Consider the following 15,323-nt stretch of genomic DNA (forward strand, 5'->3'; position numbering starts at 1 on the left):
TCACCGCCCCACCAGGGACCGCCCGACCCCGCGCCGACCACGTCATCCCCCCTCCGGCGCAGCGACGATGGATTCCCAGACCTCACAGTCATCACAGGCATCACAGTCACCCCATACGTTCCAGGTCGACCTGCGTGGTTTGGTGGACCTGCTCTCCCACCACCTGTACTCCAGCCCCAAGGTCTACCTGCGCGAACTGCTGCAGAACGCCGTGGACGCGATCACCGCGAGACGGGCCGAGCAGCCCGACGCCCCGGCGCGGGTGCGGCTGTACGCCGACGGCAGTTCCCTCCGGGTGGAGGACAGCGGCGTCGGGCTCACCGAGTCGGATGTGCACAGTCTGCTCGCGACGATCGGGCGGAGCTCCAAACGGGGCGACGGGCTGCAGGAGGCCCGCTCCGACTTCCTGGGCCAGTTCGGCATCGGGCTGCTGGCCTGTTTCGTGGTGGCCGAGCGGATCCGGGTGGTCAGCCGCAGTGCGCGGACGCCGGACGCGCCGCCCGTGGAGTGGACGGCGCGCGACGACGGGTCGTACACCGTGCGGACGTTGCCGCCCGAGGCCCGGCCCGAGCCCGGTACCACCGTGCATCTGGTGGCGCGGGCGGGCGCGGCGGAGTGGCTGGACGAGCGGCGGGTGCTGGCGCTGGCGCGGGACTTCGGTTCGCTGCTGCCGTACGACGTCCGGGTGGGCGAGGAGGCGGTCACCGATCTGCCGGCGCCCTGGGACCGGCCGTACCCCTCCCCCGCGACCCGCCGGGTGGCGCTGGCCCGGCACTGTCACGAGCTGTTCGGGTTCACGCCGTTGGACGCGATCGCCCTGGACGTGCCGCTGGCCGGGATCCGGGGCGTGGCGTATGTGCTGCCGTCGGCGGTGAGTCCGGCCCAGCGGGCCACGCACCGGGTGCATCTCAAGGGCATGTTGCTGACCGAGCGGGCCGAACAGCTGCTGCCGGACTGGGCGTTCTTCGTGCGCTGTGTGCTGGACACGGACAGTCTGCGGCCGACGGCCTCGCGCGAGTCGCTGTACGAGGACGAGACGCTGGCCGCCGTACGGGAGGCGCTCGGCGAAAGGATTCGGTCCTGGCTGACCGGGCTGGCGGCCGGGGATCCGGAACGTCTTTCGGCCTTCCTGTCCGTGCACCACCTGGGTGTGAAGTCGCTGGCCCGGCACGACCGGGAGATGCTGCGGACGATGCTGCCGTGGCTGCCCTTCGAGACCACCGACGGGCAGCTGTCGCTGGAGGAGTTCGCGCAGCGGCACCCGGTGGTGCATTTCACGCGGTCGGTCGAGGAGTACCGGCAGGTCGCGCCGATCGCCTCCGCGCAGGGCGTCGGGGTGATCAACGGCGGTTACACGTACGACAGCGAGCTGGTCGAGGCGCTGCCGTCGGTGCGGCCCGGGACGGTGGTCGCGGAGCTGGACGCGGACACCGTGACCGCCCATCTGGACTCGGTGGATCCGGCGGAGGAGCTGGCGCTGGCGGGGTTCCTGGCGGTGGCGCGGGCCACGCTCGACCCGCTGCAGTGCGACATAGTGCTGCGCGCCTTCCACCCCCTCTCGGTCCCCGCCCTGCACCTGGACGACCGCGCCGCCCGCCATGAGCAGGCCCGCGCGGAGGCCGAGGAGCAGGCCGACGACCTGTGGGCGGGCATCCTGGGCTCGCTGCGCGGCAGCGCGCCCCGGGCGCGGCTGGTGCTCAACCACCTCAATCCGCTGATCCGGCGGATCAGTGCCCTCAAGGACCCGGAGCTGATCGGCACCGCGACCGAATCGCTGTACGGGCAGGCGCTGCTGATGGCCCAGCGCCCGTTGCGGCCGGCCGACTCGGCGCTGATCAACCGCTCGTTCATCGGCCTGCTGGAGTGGGCCACTCATGGGGAGGGTGACCGCTGATGGGCGAAATCGGCAGGGTCACGGACTTCGACTCGCTGCGCCGGGCGATGGCGGAGAACTCCGAGGAACCGGAGGGTCCCGCCCGCAACGCGCGCGCGGAGCAGCTGCTGCTGGAGGCCGAGAAGCTGAACATCCCGCTCGCCGTGATCGAGGCGCTCGGACACCAGCTGAAGGTCTACAACTACAGCTCCGAGAAGGACAAGATGTTCGTCCCGTTCGCGCGGCTGCTGCGCATGTGGGACGAGCGGCCCGCGGACTTCGACGAGTACGAGACGCATTCGCTGCACTGGGTCTTCAAGTGGATGACGGCCGGGATGCTCGACCAGCCGCACGTTCCGCTCGCCTCGATCGAGAAGTGGCTGGGCGAGATGGAGCACCGCTACCGGCTCGCGGGGCACTCGGAGCGGGCGGTGCGCTGTGCCGAGTTCAGTGTGGCCGGGCACATCGGTGACCTCCCGCGCGCGGAGCGGGCGTACGCGGCCTGGCTGGCGGCGGACCGGGACCGGATGGCCGACTGCCACGCGTGCGAGCTGCACGGGCAGGGCGGCTGGCACCTGAAGAACGGCCGGGACGCCGAGGCCCTGGAGCTGTGGGGGCCGGTCCTGGAGGGCGAGTACAGCTGCGCCCACGAGCCGCACACGGTCCTCGCCTCCTCCCTGGTCCCGCTGCTGCGCCTGGGCCGGTTCGACGAGGCCCGCGCCCACCATCTGCGCGGTTTCCGGCTTGTGCGCCCCATGGAGAGCATGCGGGGCGCGTACGCCGACCATGTGGAGTTCTGCGCGCTGACCGGCAACGAGGCGCGCGGTCTGGAACTGCTGGCGGAACGTCCCGCCTACTTCACGGACAGCGGGCAGCCGCGCAGCCGGATGGACTTCATGGCGGTGGTGACGCTGCTGATGGAGCGGCTGACCGGACTGGGGCTCGGCGAGCAGCGGGTGCCGGGGCCCGCCGGGCGGTCCTGGACCGCCGAGGAACTCGCCGCCCACGCGCGCGTGGAGGCCCTGGAGCTGGCCGCGCGGTTCGACGCCCGCAACGGCACCTCCCACGTGGGCGACCAGGTGCGCGAGCGCATGGACCGGCGGCCGCTGGTGGACCGGCTGCCGCTGGGCGTGCGGGCGGCACGGACGGCGCCCGCCGGACCGGTCGCACCGGTCGCACCGGTCGCTCAGGCGCCCGCGCCGGAGCAGGCGGAGCCGCCCTCGCTGCCCACGCTGCTCGCCGAGGCGCGGCGGCTGTCGGACACCCTCCAGCCGCACGCCCTGGAGGCCTGGGCGGCGGTCGCGCGGGCCGCCGAGGACACCGAGGTGGACACCTACGTCCGCGCGGAGATCGCCGACCACACGGCGATGGGACGCGGCCCGGAGGGCGTCGAGCTGTTCGAGCGGGCGGCGGAGCTGTACGCGGAGGCGGGCGACGAGGGCGAGGCGATCGCCGCACGCGCGCGTGCCGCGTACGTACGGGCGCTGTCCGGGGAGCTGGACGAGGCGCTGGCCGCGGTCGACGAGCCGTACGACCGGATCCTCGCGCTGTACGCCGACGACGCGACCGGGGTGCGGCAGACGGCGGCCGTGCTGATGAGCAGGGCGCGGATCCTGATGCGGCGGGTGCACGAGCGGTCCGCGGGCACCGCCGACGCCGAGCAGGCCGTACGGGAGCTGCTGGCGCTGGTCGGCGGGCGCGGTGGGTCCGATCTGCGGCTGGTGTCCCGGGCGGCCGAGGGGCGGGCGATGCTCGCCGAACTGGCCGAGCTCGCCGGGGACCGGGAGCGGGCGGGCGAGCTGTTCCGGCAGGCGACGGCGCAGTTCGTGGGCGCCGAGCTGCCGTGGTTCGCGGTGGAGTACGAGGTGCGGGTGGCCGCGCTCGCCCATGAGCAGGGCGATGTCGCCGAGGCGGAGCGGGCGCTGCGCGCGGCCCTGGAGCACGGCGGGCCGTATGTGGAGCCGGTCGGGCGGGCCCAGTTGCATCTCCAGCTCGCCGAGGTGCTCGGCGGCCGGGGCGCGGCCGACGAGGCCGCCGAGCACGCCCTGGAGGCGGCGCACTGGGCCGACGAGGCCGGGGAGAGCGCCACCCTGGGCGCCTGGGCGCGACACCAGCTGGGCGGCTTCCTGCTGCGGCAGGGGCGGTTCGCGGAGGCCGCCGAGGTGCTGGAGTCGGCGCTGGCCGACCTGAGCGCCGAGACGCACGGCGACGGCGCGGTCGTCCAGACCAAGTGGTGGCTCGGGGACTGCCTGGGCGAACTCGGCGAGCACCATGCGGCGGCCGAACGGCGGCTGCAGGCGGCCGAGATCGCCCGGCACTGGCCCGAGCAGCACGACCACGCCACCCTCGCGCACCTCGCCGCGGAGTCGCTGGGCAACGCGGGGCTGCCCGTCGAGGCGGACCAGGCGTACACGCGGGCGGGCGAGCTGTGGCGGGCGATGGGCAATGTGCACTTCCTGGTCCGCTCGCTGCGCGCCCGCGCGTGGCTGGCGCTGCGCACGGAGGCGGGGCAGGCGGGTGCGCGGAAGCTGATGGCGGACGCGGTCCGGGAGTGCGAGTCGGCGCTGGAGGTCGTGGACGACCCGGCCGCGGCGGAGCGGCTCGCCGGTGAGCTCGGTCACACACACCGGCAGTTCGGTGATCTGCTGGCCCGTTCGGTGCCCGAGGACGCCGAGGACGAGGCGATCCAGGAGGCGTTCGAGGGGGCACTCGCGGAGATGGCGGCGGCGGTCTCGGTGTTCGCCATGCTCGGCGAGGACGGGCTGCACGGCCGTACCGGTGCCGAACTGGCCGCGGGCTGGCTGGAGGCGGACCTGAGCCGGCCGGCGGACGCGGCGGCACGCGCGCGTGCGGTGCTGGACGCCTACGAGGGCGCCGACCCGGCCGACGAGACGGTCCGGGCCCGGCGGGCGGAGGCGCGGCAGCTGCTGGAGCCCACGGAGGAGTGAGCGCAGGGGCGCGGGGAGCGGGGACCCGCTCGACGCTGATTGCTCACTCGACGCCGATGAGGAGCGGAGCCCCCTGCCGGCCGCCCCGGTAGACCACCGTGTCGACGGCGAGGTACGCCTCGCGCACCCGGGCCTCCAGGCGGTCGGCGACGCCCTCGGGCGCCTCGTCGCCGAGGACCAGGGTGACCAGCTCGCCGCCGGCCTGGAGCATGCGGTCCAGGACGGTCTCGGCGGTGGCGGTGACGTCGGAGCCGATCACCGCCACGTCGCCGTCGATGAGCCCCAGCACGTCCCCGGCCTGGCAGATGCCGGCCATGGTCCAGGACTGGCGTTCCGCGACCACGACCTCGGCGTAGCGGGTGGCGCCCGCCGCCGAGGTCATCTGGACGACGTCCTCGTCGAAGCGGCGGTCCGGCTGGTGCACCGCGAGCGCGGCGATGCCCTGGACCGCCGAGCGGGTCGGGATGAGGGCGACCCGGATGCCCTCCGCGCGGGCCTGCTCGGCCGCCGCGGCGGCCGTGTGCCGCAGGTCGGCGTCGTTGGGCAGCAGCACCACCTCGCGCGCGTGGGCGCGCCGTACGGCGTCCACCAGCTCCCCGCTGGCGGGCGCCTCCCCGGGGCGCGCGAGCACGGTGGTCGCGCCGGCCTCGGTGTACAGCCCGGCCAGCCCCTCCCCCGGTACGACGGCCACCACGGCCCGCTGCACCGGCTCGCGGGGAGGGCGCTGACCGCCGGTGTGCACGTCCCCGGCGCCGAAGTGGGTGATGCGGATCCGGTACGGCCGCCCGGCCTCGACCCCGGCCTCCACGGCGGCGCCGGCGTCGTCGACGTGCACATGGACGTTCCACAGGCCGTCGCCGCCGACCACGACCAGGGAGTCGCCGAGGACGTCCAGCCGGGCCCGCAGCCGGTCCACGGCGCTGTCCCCGGCCTCCAGGAGGTAGATCACCTCGAAGGCGGGCCCCCCGGCGAGCTCGGCGCAGATGCCGGCCCGGGCGTCGGAAACGGCGTCCACGCGCACGTGCACGCTCGGGCCCGCTCCGCGCGCGTGCGCGTCGAAATCCGCCGGTGTCTCCCCCGTGAAGGCCTCCACCAGCGCCCCGAGCACCGCGACCAGACCCCGCCCGCCGGCGTCGACCACCCCGGCCCGCTCCAGGGCGGCCAGCTGGCCCGGGGTCGCCGCGAGCGCCTTGCACGCGCCCTCGTAGGCGGCCCGCGCGACCGTCCCGCAGTCGCCCTTCGCGGTGTCCACGGAGTCCGCCGCGTCGGCGGCGGCCGCCGCTACGGACAGCACCGTGCCCTCGACGGGGTGGGCCACGGCCCGGCGGGCGGAGTCGGCGGCGTGCCGCAGCGCGAGCCGCAGCCCCTCGCCGTCCATGTGAGTCGCCTCACCCTCGGTGAGGACATGGGCCATGCCACGCAGCAGCTGCGCCAGGATCGTGCCGGAGTTGCCGCGCGCGCCTATGAGGGCCCCGTGCGCCATCGCGCGGACGGCGTCGGCCAGCGTGGGAACCTCTTCGCCCAGCTCGTAGCCCGCGAAAACGGCCTCCACGGCCCCTGTCGCCGACTCCACCGTCAGATACAGGTTCGTGCCCGTGTCGCCGTCCGCCACCGGGTAGACGTTGATCGCGTCGATCTCCTCGCGCGCCCGGCCGAGCGCGCCGAGCGCGAGACCGCACCAGGTGCGTACCGCGAGAGCATCGAAGAATGTCTGCGGCACCTGCGCCACCTGCGCCTCCTTGAGCTGGCTGGACGTGGACGCAGCGTAGACCCCGCAAGGGTGTCCGCCGGAAGTGGGCCGGGGGCGGCCCCCTGAGCTGCCATGCTAGTTTCGTCTTACCGACGCAGTCGTTGTATGCTGCTCCGGTTGCCCGATCCGATCGGGCCATTCCCCTGGCAACGCCACTCAAGATCTCTGATGTCCAGAATCTCGATCCCGGCAAGCCGGGATTCAACCGTAAGTGCATCTGAAGTCTTTGGAGTGACCCGTGGCTGCCAACTGCGACGTCTGCGGCAAGGGGCCGGGCTTCGGCAACAACATCTCGCACTCGCACCGCCGTACGTCTCGCCGCTGGAACCCGAACATCCAGCGTGTGCGTACCGTGGTCGGCGGGACGCCGAAGCGCGTGAACGCCTGCACCTCGTGCATCAAGGCCGGCAAGGTCTCGCGCTGACGCACTGTCGCTGAGCGCGCGGCCACGCTGGTTCGCTGCACAGAGCCGGTCCACCTCAGGGTGGGCCGGCTTTTTGCCCTGCCCGGAAGGTTGTCCCGAGGTTCCAGCCGTGGTCCACGGGCCCGATTCCGGAGCCGAGCGCGAACCCGGCCGCGATCGCCCCGGTGACGTACTCCTTGGCCGCCGCCACCGCCTCCGGCACGGACCGCCCCTTGGCGAGCTGCGCCGCGATCGCGGACGCGAGGGTGCAGCCCGTGCCGTGCGTGTGCCGGTTGTCGAGGCGGGGTGCGCGCAGCAGGTGTTCGTCGGTGCCGTCGGTGAGCAGGTCGACCGCCTCGCCGGGCAGATGCCCGCCCTTGATGAGCACCCAGCGCGGTCCGTACGACAGCACGGCCGCCGCGGCCCGTCGTAGATCCGCCTCCGACTCGACGTGCACGCCGGTGAGCCGGGCCACCTCGTCGAGGTTCGGGGTGGCGACGGTGGCCACCGGGAGGAGTTTCGTGCGCACCGAGTCCAGCGCGGAGGCGGCGAGAAGCGGGTCGCCGTGCTTGGAGACGCCGACCGGGTCGACGACCGCGGGCGCGTCGGTCCCGGCGATCAACTCCGCGACCGCCTCGACGAGTTCGGCCGAGGCCAGCATCCCGGTCTTCACCGCGTCCACGCCGATGTCGTCGACCACGCTGCGGTACTGGGCGCGCACGGCCTCGACCGGCAGCTCCCAAGCACCCTGCACGCCCACGGAGTTCTGCGCGGTCACCGCCGTGATCACGCTCATGCCGTGCACGCCCAGCGCGAGCATCGTCTTCAGGTCCGCCTGGATACCGGCCCCGCCGCCGGAGTCGGAGCCCGCGACCGTCAGCACCCGCGGCAGGCTCATGACTCGATGTCCCCGAAGTGGTCCCAGCCGCCCTTGCTGGTCCAGGGCGCCCCGTCGACGGTCACCTGGGGCAGCGCGGACGGGTTGAGGACCTCGCCGATGACCTTCCAGCGGGCGGGCAGTTTCACGTCCGGCGGGAAGGTCGCCACGATCGCGTGGTCCTCGCCGCCGGTCAGCACCCACTGGATGGGGTCGACGCCGACGGCCTGGCCGATGTCGTTCATCTGGGTCGGGATGTCGATCGCCCCCGAGCGGATGTCGATCCGCACCTTGCTGGCCTCGGCGATGTGCCCGAGGTCGGCGATCAGCCCGTCGCTCACGTCGCACATCGCGGTCGCGCCGAGTCCGGCGGCGGCCGGGCCCGCGTGGTACGGCGGCTCGGGGCGGCGGTGGGCCTCCACGAAGGCGCGCGGCGAGCGGAAGCCGCGGGAGAGCACCGCGTAGCCGGCCGCGGACCAGCCCAGCCAGCCCGTGACGGCCACCAGGTCGCCGGGCTGGGCGCCGGCCCGGGTGACCGGCTCCTGGTTGCGCAGGTCGCCGAGCGCGGTGATCGACACCATGATCGTGTCCCCGCGGACCACATCGCCGCCGACCACCGAGGCACCGGCCACCTGGCACTCGTCCCGGATGCCGTCCATCAGCTCGCTGGGCCAGGTCACGGGCAGTTCGGCGGGGACGACCAGGCCGAGCAGCAGGGCGGTCGGCACGGCGCCCATGGCGGCGATGTCGGCGAGGTTCTGTGCGGCGGCCTTGCGGCCGACGTCGTAGGCCGTGGACCAGTCGCGGCGGAAGTGCCGGCCCTCCAGCAGGATGTCGGTGCTCGCCACGACCCGGCGGTCGGGCGCGGCGACCACCGCGGCGTCGTCGCCCGGGCCGACCCGGACCGCCGGAGTGGTGGTGAGACGGGAGGTGAGCTCCCTGATGAGCCCGAACTCCCCCAGCTCACCAACAGTGCCCTTCATTGCCCTTACGCCCCTTCTCTGCCTTGCCGTGCCCGCTCGCGCGTCATCGTCGTCCTGGATACGGTCGAGGTGACCGTCAACTTCTGTCGTGCCTGCACCCTGGCGCGCAAGCCCTGTCCTCGCAGGTCTCCCCGCGGTGAGCGGCGACGCGATACCGTGGCCGTTCCTTTTCCCCACATGATCCTCGTGGCCGCCCTGGAGGTTCCGTGGTACAGGCGTACATCCTGATCCAGACGGAGGTCGGCAAAGCGTCGACCGTCGCCGAGATCATCAGCAAGATCCCTGGAGTCATCCAGGCCGAGGATGTGACAGGACCGTACGACGTCATCGTGCGCGCGCAAGCGGAGACGGTCGACGAACTCGGTCGGCTCGTGGTCGCGAAGGTCCAGCAAGTGGAGGGCATCACGCGTACCCTGACCTGCCCGGTCGTCCATCTGTAGCCCCCGTCTACGCTTGGCCGGTGAACTTCTTCCGTCACCGGCCATTCGGTCTGCCCTCGCTCGCCGTGCTGATGATCGCGGCGGCGGGCTGCTCATCAGCAGACGACGCTCCATCGGCGGCGGTTCCCCGTCCGGGTACGGCGGTCGCGAAGTTCTGCGACCACCTGGACGGGGTGCTGCCGAAGAAGGTGGACAAGCTGGCCCGGCGTGATCCCGAACCGGCCTCGCCACTGACCGCGGGTTGGGGTGGCGACCCGGCGATCATACTGCGGTGCGGTGTCGAGCGGCCTGCGAAGATGTCCGACGCCGAGGCCGACGGGGTCGAGGTGAACGGGGTCGGGTGGCTGCTGGAGCAGCAGCCCGACAAATCCTTTCGGTTCACCACGACATTGCGCAAGGCGTATGTCGAGGTGACGATTCCGGCGGGGCGGACCGGGGATGGCATGGCGCCGTTGGTCGGTCTGGCGCCTGCGATCAAGAAGGCGATTCCGGAGGGGATTGCCGACTAGGCGCCGTGCGTGGAGCCGTTGTGTGTCGGGTGCCGGTGCGTTGTGGTTGCTCGCGCAGTTCCCCGCGCCCCTGACGGGGCGCTCCAGTTCGGGCGCTTTCTAGCGAAGCCCTGTTGAGCGGTTCAGGGCTGTCTGGACCAGGCGGTCGATGAGGTCCGGGTAGCTGACACCGCTCGCCTGCCACATCTGGGGATACATCGAGATCGGTGTGAAGCCCGGCATCGTGTTGATCTCGTTGATCACGAAGTCGCCGTCCTCCGTGAGGAAGAAGTCCGCGCGGACCAGGCCCTCGCAGGACGCGGCCTCGAAGGCGTCCACCGCGAGCTTCTGGACCTCGGCGGTCTCCTCGGGGGTGAGGGGGGCCGGGACGATGCCGGGGGTGGAGTCGATGTACTTGGCCTCGAAGTCGTAGTACGCGTGCTCCGAGGGCGGCGGGATCTCGGCGGGGACCGAGGAACGCGGGCCGTCCTCGAACTCCAGGACGCCGACCTCGATCTCGCGGCCGCGGATGCCCGCCTCGACCAGGATCTTCGGGTCGTGGGACTGGGCCTCGGCGATCGCCTCGTCCAGGCCGGAGAGGCCGTCGACCTTGGTGATGCCGATCGACGAGCCCGCGCGCGCGGGCTTCACGAACAGCGGCCAGCCGTGCTCGCCCGCGAAGTCGACGATCTTCTTGCGGGCGGCGGACTCGTCCTGCTGCCATTCGCGGGGGCGGATCACCAGGTACGGGCCGACCTTGAGCCCGAAGGTGGTGAACACCCGCTTCATGTACTCCTTGTCCTGGCCGACGGCCGAGGCGAGCACGCCCGAGCCGACGTACGGGACGCCGGAGAGCTCCAGGAGGCCCTGGAGGGTGCCGTCCTCGCCGTAGGGGCCGTGCAGCACCGGGAAGACGACGTCGACCTCGCCGAGCGCCTTGGGCACGGAGCCGGGCTCGCTGTAGACGACCTCGCGGCTGGCGGGGTCGACGGGGAGCACCACGCCGCCCTCGGTGGACTCGGCCAGGTCGCCGACCTCGGGAGTACGGCGCTCGGAGATCGCCATGCGTTCCGGCTCGTCGGCCGTGAGCACCCAGCGGCCTTCCCTGGTGATGCCGATCGGCAGGACGTCGTACTTCGTCCGGTCGATGGCGTTCAGGACGGCTCCGGCGGTGACCGTGGAGATCCCGTGCTCGGAGCTGCGACCGCCGAACACGACGGCCACACGCGGCTTGCGAGCGGGCTGCTCAGGGCTCTGGGGGAGGTTCTCGGTGCTCATATCGCGTTGAGAGTACCCGGTGGTAGGGCCCCGAGACAGCGTCCGTGGCGTGCCGTGGCTCAGCGTCGCTCGGGCTTCGCGCTGCGCGACATCAGCTCCTTGAGGGCGACCACCGGGGGCTTGCCCTCGTGCACGATGTCCACGACCGTCTCGGTGATCGGCATCTCGACGCCGTGCCGGCGGGCCAGATCGGCCACCGACTCGCAGGACTTGACGCCCTCGGCGGTCTGCTTGGTGACCGCGATGGTCTCCTCCAGGGTCATGCCCTTGCCGAGGTTGGTGCCGAAGGTGTGGTTGCGGGAGAGCGGGGAGGAGCAGGTGGCCACCAGGTCGCCGAGGCCCGCGAGTCCGGAGAAGGTCAGCGGGTCGGCGCCGAGGGCCATGCCCAGGCGGGTGGTCTCGGCGAGGCCGCGCGTGATGAGGGAGCCCTTGGCGTTGTCGCCGAGGCCCATGCCGTCGGCGATGCCGACCGCGAGCCCGATGACGTTCTTGACCGCGCCGCCGAGTTCGCAGCCGATGACGTCGGTGTTGGTGTACGGCCGGAAGTACGGCGTGTGGCAGGCGGTCTGGAGGCGCTGGGCGACCGTCTCGTCGGTGCAGGCGACCACGGCCGCGGCCGGCATCCGGGCGGCGACCTCACGGGCGAGGTTGGGGCCGGTGACGACGGCGATACGGTTCAGGTCGATCTTGGCGACGTCCGCGATGACCTCGCTCATCCGCATGGTGGTGCCGAGTTCGATGCCCTTCATGAGGGACACCAGGATCGTGTGGGGCGCCAGCAGCGGCGCCCAGTCGGCGAGGTTGGCCCGCATGGTCTGGGACGGCACCGTCAGGACCGTGAAGTCGGCGCCGGCCGCGGCCTCGGCGGGGTCGGTCGTGGCCCGCAGGTTCTCGGGGAGTTCCACGCCGGGCAGGTAGTCGGGGTTGGTACGGCCGGAGTTGATGGCCTCCACCACCTCCGCGCGCCGCCCCCACAGGGTGACGTCGCACCCGGCGTCGGCCAGCACCATCCCGAAGGCCGTACCCCATGAACCCGCGCTGAAGACCGCCGCCTTGGCAGGCATGCTCACTTGCCGCTCTCCTCTTCCAGACCGCTCTGCGCACGCGTCCGGCGCCGCTGCTCGATCCGCACCTGGCGTGGATCGTAGGGGGTCACGGGGGCCTTCTCGCCCCGGATCTCCTCCAGCTGGCGGGTGACGGCGGCCATGATGACCTCGGTCGCCTCCTTGAGGAGGTCCTGGGTCATCTCCTTGTCGTAGAAGCGCGTGAGGTCGACCGGCGGGCCCGCGAGCACATGGTGGGTCTTGCGGGGCAGCAGGTCGGGCTTCTTCGCGTACGGCGGCAGCAGTTCGTTGGCGCCCCACTGGGCGACCGGAATCACCGGGCACCTGGTCTGCAGGGCGACACGGGCGGCACCGGTCTTGGCGGTCATCGGCCACTGGTCCGGGTCGCGGGTGATCGTTCCCTCGGGGTAGAAGGCGACGCACTCGCCGCGCTCCACGGCGTCGATCGCGGCCCGGAAGGCGCTGAGCGCGTCGGTGGACTCGCGGTACACGGGGATCTGTCCGGTGCCGCGCATGACGGCGCCGATGAATCCCTTCTTGAAAAGCCCGCTCTTCGCCAGGAATCGCGGAACGCGGCCGGTGTTGTACTGATAGTGGGCGTACGCGAAGGGGTCGACATGGGAATTGTGGTTCACCGCGGTGATAAAGCCGCCCTCGGCCGGAATGTTCTCCATTCCGCGCCAGTCCCGCTTGATCAGAACCACCAGCGGCGGTTTGGCGATCACCGCTGCGAGGCGGTACCAGAAGCCGATTCTCCGGCGGGGCACGCGGACACCTTCCTCTAGGACTTCTTCCCGGTCTTCGGGACATCTCCCGACAGGGCCTTCCCGGACCGGGGCCGGAAGAAGTGTCGCTCCGGCACGCCGGTCTGTCGAGGAACACCGTACGCCTCGGTGCCGCGCCTGCCTCGGGGCCCGGGTGACAATGAGGCAACAAGAGAGGGACGGTACGACGGTGCAGTGGACCTTGGTCATACCCCTCAAACCTTTGGCTCGGGCCAAGAGCAGGCTCGCGGACACCGCGGCGGACGGTTTGCGTCCGGGACTGGCCCTCGCCTTCGCCCAGGACACGGTCGCCGCGGCCCTGGCCTGCCAGGCCGTGAAGGATGTGGCGGTCGTCACGGACGACACGCTTGCCGGACGCGAGCTTTCGGCGCTGGGCGCGCGCATCGTCCCGGACACCCCGGGAAGCGGCCTGAACGCCGCGCTGCGGCACGGAACGGCGGTCGTACGCGCAGCGCGCCCGGAAACCCCCGTGGCGGCCCTGAACGCCGATCTGCCGGCGTTGCGTCCGCTGGAATTGTCCCGGGTACTCGATGCGGCCGCGGAATTCCCGCGCGCTTTTCTCCCGGACGCGGCGGCAATCGGCACCACTCTGCTGGCGGCGACCCCCGGTCATGAATTGGCGCCCGCATTCGGCCTGGATTCCCGCGCCCGCCACACCGCCTCGGGTGCCGAGGAACTGCGACTGATCGGGGTGGACTCGGTACGCCAGGACGTGGACACCGGCGCGGACCTGCGCACGGCCCTGGCCCTGGGCGTGGGCCCGCGCACGGCGGCGGTGGCGGCACGCCTGCTGATCCCGGACCAGTAGGCTGCGCTCATGCAGGCGACCGCATACACGTACGACCCGGAAACCCACGCCGGCCAGGTACTCCTGGACGACGGCACCCCGGTCCCCTTCGACGGCAAGGCCTTCGAGGCGGGCGGTCTGCGCCTGCTCCGACCGGGCCAGCGGGTACGGATCGAGACGGAAGGATCCGGAGACAACCTCCGGATCACCCTGGTGACCTTGCAGACACTCTGAGGCGAGAAACTCAGGGGCGCGGGGCTGTATCAATTTGCGGCTACCGCCGCGTGGGCGCGACCAGCCCCCCACCGGCCCGCACCCGAAACACAACACATCACGAACACACCGCGGGCCGGACTCCCCTGGGGAGTCCGGCCCGTCGCGTGAGTGTCCCAACCCCGCCGTGCAGCGGGCCCCGCCCTAGCGCGCCGTCGCCGCCTTCTTGGCGACAGCCTTCCGCGCCGTCGACTTCTTGGCCGGCGCCTTCTTCGCGGTGACCTTCTTGGCCGGCGCCTTCTTCGCGGCGGCCTTCTTCGCCGTCGCCGTGGTCTTCTTCGCCGCCGCCTTCTTCGCGGTCGCCGTGGTCTTCTTCGCCGCGGCCGTGGTCTTCTTCGCCGTCGTCTTCTTGGCGGTGACCTTCTTCGCGGTCACCTTCTTGGCGGTGACCTTCTTCGCCGCCGCCTTCTTGACCGTCGCCGAAGCGCCGCCGGTCAGGCTGCCCTTGGGCGCCTTCTTGACCGCGACCTCACCGCCGCGCGGGAGCTTCTTCGTTCCGCTCACCAGGTCCTTGAAGCCCTGGCCCGCGCGGAAACGCGGCACGGAGGTCTTCTTGACCCGAACCCGCTCGCCCGTCTGGGGGTTGCGGGCGTAACGGGCCGGACGGTCCACCTTCTCGAAGGACCCGAAGCCCGTGACCGAGACCCGGTCACCCGCGACGGTCGCACGGACGATGGCGTCCAGGACCGCGTCGACCGCGTCGGCGGCCTGCTGGCGGCCGCCAACCTTGTCGGCAATCGCTTCTACGAGCTGCGCCTTGTTCACGTCTTCCCCTTCGGAGACATCGCCAGAACGAATGTGTTCAAGCTTTTTCGCACGTTAGGCAGATATATACCGCAAATCAAACACGAAACGGGCTTATCACCCTTGTGCCGCAACGGATTCGGTCGTCACGGGCGGTCCAGTCAGCGTTCCTCTTCAGGGATTCGACCCTCGTCGAGGTCCGCGTTGAACCGCTCGAGCCGCCTTGCCGCGTCGGCGAGGTCGTGCTTGGCCGCGGCCGTAATGACCAGCAGCTTCCGGGTCAGCGCCATCCGTACGCCCTCCGGGACTTGCAGTGCGCGCACTTTTGTGTGCGCTTCCTTGAGTTGGTCCGCGACCGCCGCATAGAGCTGGAGTTGGCCGTCGTGTTCCATGCACAGATTGTGCCATCTGGGGCGAGTTGTCGCCTGCGCAGGGTGCAACTGCCGCCTCAAATGGCCTTCCGAGCACTTGCGGAAGCCTCGGACACAGCACTCACGTACCCCGACAACATCCTTCCTAACGTGGGAAGTTGGCAAGACCTGCGACAACGCGAGGGGCCGTTCGGGTGCAGACATGGCTGTACCCCCAATCGTGGCGATCGGGGGTACAGGCGGGGTGTCGCGATGGCTG

At 71.7% G+C, this 15,323-nt stretch carries 15 protein-coding genes; 7 read left to right on the forward strand and 8 right to left on the reverse strand.

Annotation, left to right across the window (positions count from 1 at the left end):
- The first annotated feature begins 67 nt into the window (after positions 1 to 67).
- Entirely contained in the window at positions 68 to 1,894 is a 1,827-nt protein-coding gene (locus AB0D85_RS27475) for an HSP90 family protein (RefSeq protein WP_362325467.1), read from the forward strand.
- 8 nt (positions 1,895 to 1,902) lie between these two features.
- Complete coding sequence (locus tag AB0D85_RS27480) at positions 1,903 to 4,821, forward strand: tetratricopeptide repeat protein (RefSeq protein WP_362325878.1); 2,919 nt, start codon at positions 1,903 to 1,905, stop codon at positions 4,819 to 4,821.
- Between the two features lie 43 nt (positions 4,822 to 4,864).
- Here the strand turns inward: AB0D85_RS27480 and AB0D85_RS27485 are convergent, their stop codons facing one another.
- Complete coding sequence (locus tag AB0D85_RS27485) at positions 4,865 to 6,550, reverse strand: DAK2 domain-containing protein (RefSeq protein ID WP_362325470.1); 1,686 nt, start codon at positions 6,548 to 6,550, stop codon at positions 4,865 to 4,867.
- Positions 6,551 to 6,809: 259 nt separating this feature from the next.
- On the opposite strand from AB0D85_RS27485, the gene rpmB reads away from it, so the two are divergent.
- On the forward strand, positions 6,810 to 6,995 hold the full coding sequence (rpmB, locus tag AB0D85_RS27490) for a 50S ribosomal protein L28 (RefSeq protein WP_003993230.1): 186 nt from the start codon (positions 6,810 to 6,812) through the stop codon (positions 6,993 to 6,995).
- A 55-nt stretch (positions 6,996 to 7,050) separates the two neighbouring features.
- Here the strand turns inward: rpmB and thiD are convergent, their stop codons facing one another.
- Together thiD and AB0D85_RS27500 are read right to left on the reverse strand one after the other, a co-directional pair.
- Positions 7,051 to 7,872, reverse strand: a complete 822-nt coding sequence (thiD, locus tag AB0D85_RS27495; protein WP_362325473.1) for a bifunctional hydroxymethylpyrimidine kinase/phosphomethylpyrimidine kinase — start codon at positions 7,870 to 7,872, stop codon at positions 7,051 to 7,053.
- The gene (locus AB0D85_RS27500; protein WP_362325476.1) at positions 7,869 to 8,834 is read right to left on the reverse strand and encodes a thiamine-phosphate kinase; all 966 of its coding nucleotides are present in this window, start codon (positions 8,832 to 8,834) and stop codon (positions 7,869 to 7,871) included. The genes thiD and AB0D85_RS27500 overlap by 4 nt, the downstream gene beginning before the upstream one ends.
- 206 nt (positions 8,835 to 9,040) lie before the next feature.
- Between AB0D85_RS27500 and AB0D85_RS27505 the strand changes: the two genes are divergently transcribed.
- The gene (locus tag AB0D85_RS27505; RefSeq protein WP_362325479.1) at positions 9,041 to 9,274 is read left to right on the forward strand and encodes an Lrp/AsnC ligand binding domain-containing protein; all 234 of its coding nucleotides are present in this window, start codon (positions 9,041 to 9,043) and stop codon (positions 9,272 to 9,274) included.
- Between the two features lie 20 nt (positions 9,275 to 9,294).
- Entirely contained in the window at positions 9,295 to 9,783 is a 489-nt protein-coding gene (locus AB0D85_RS27510) for a DUF3515 domain-containing protein (protein ID WP_362325482.1), read from the forward strand.
- A gap of 99 nt (positions 9,784 to 9,882) precedes the next feature.
- Here AB0D85_RS27510 and AB0D85_RS27515 read toward each other — a convergent pair whose 3' ends face one another.
- From AB0D85_RS27515 to AB0D85_RS27525, 3 genes are read right to left on the reverse strand one after another with little or no spacing between them, the layout of a single operon-like run.
- Positions 9,883 to 11,040, reverse strand: a complete 1,158-nt coding sequence (locus AB0D85_RS27515; RefSeq protein WP_362325485.1) for a D-alanine--D-alanine ligase family protein — start codon at positions 11,038 to 11,040, stop codon at positions 9,883 to 9,885.
- 59 nt (positions 11,041 to 11,099) lie between these two features.
- The gene (locus AB0D85_RS27520) at positions 11,100 to 12,110 is read right to left on the reverse strand and encodes an NAD(P)H-dependent glycerol-3-phosphate dehydrogenase (protein ID WP_362325488.1); all 1,011 of its coding nucleotides are present in this window, start codon (positions 12,108 to 12,110) and stop codon (positions 11,100 to 11,102) included.
- Positions 12,107 to 12,871, reverse strand: a complete 765-nt coding sequence (locus AB0D85_RS27525; protein ID WP_362325491.1) for a lysophospholipid acyltransferase family protein — start codon at positions 12,869 to 12,871, stop codon at positions 12,107 to 12,109. The genes AB0D85_RS27520 and AB0D85_RS27525 overlap by 4 nt, the downstream gene beginning before the upstream one ends.
- Before the next feature lie 187 nt (positions 12,872 to 13,058).
- Between AB0D85_RS27525 and cofC the strand changes: the two genes are divergently transcribed.
- Positions 13,059 to 13,697, forward strand: a complete 639-nt coding sequence (cofC, locus tag AB0D85_RS27530) for a 2-phospho-L-lactate guanylyltransferase (protein WP_362325494.1) — start codon at positions 13,059 to 13,061, stop codon at positions 13,695 to 13,697.
- A gap of 9 nt (positions 13,698 to 13,706) precedes the next feature.
- Entirely contained in the window at positions 13,707 to 13,910 is a 204-nt protein-coding gene (locus tag AB0D85_RS27535; RefSeq protein ID WP_362325497.1) for a hypothetical protein, read from the forward strand.
- 183 nt (positions 13,911 to 14,093) lie between these two features.
- On the opposite strand, the gene AB0D85_RS27540 is transcribed toward AB0D85_RS27535, so the two are convergent.
- Both AB0D85_RS27540 and AB0D85_RS27545 read right to left on the reverse strand, forming a co-directional pair.
- Entirely contained in the window at positions 14,094 to 14,714 is a 621-nt protein-coding gene (locus AB0D85_RS27540; RefSeq protein WP_362325500.1) for an HU family DNA-binding protein, read from the reverse strand.
- A 140-nt stretch (positions 14,715 to 14,854) separates the two neighbouring features.
- On the reverse strand, positions 14,855 to 15,085 hold the full coding sequence (locus AB0D85_RS27545) for a hypothetical protein (protein ID WP_362325503.1): 231 nt from the start codon (positions 15,083 to 15,085) through the stop codon (positions 14,855 to 14,857).
- Positions 15,086 to 15,323 lie beyond the last annotated feature (238 nt).

Origin of the sequence: Streptomyces sp. NPDC048277, assembly GCF_040652235.1 — a bacterium.
In the GTDB taxonomy this organism is placed as follows: Bacteria; Actinomycetota; Actinomycetes; order Streptomycetales; family Streptomycetaceae; genus Streptomyces.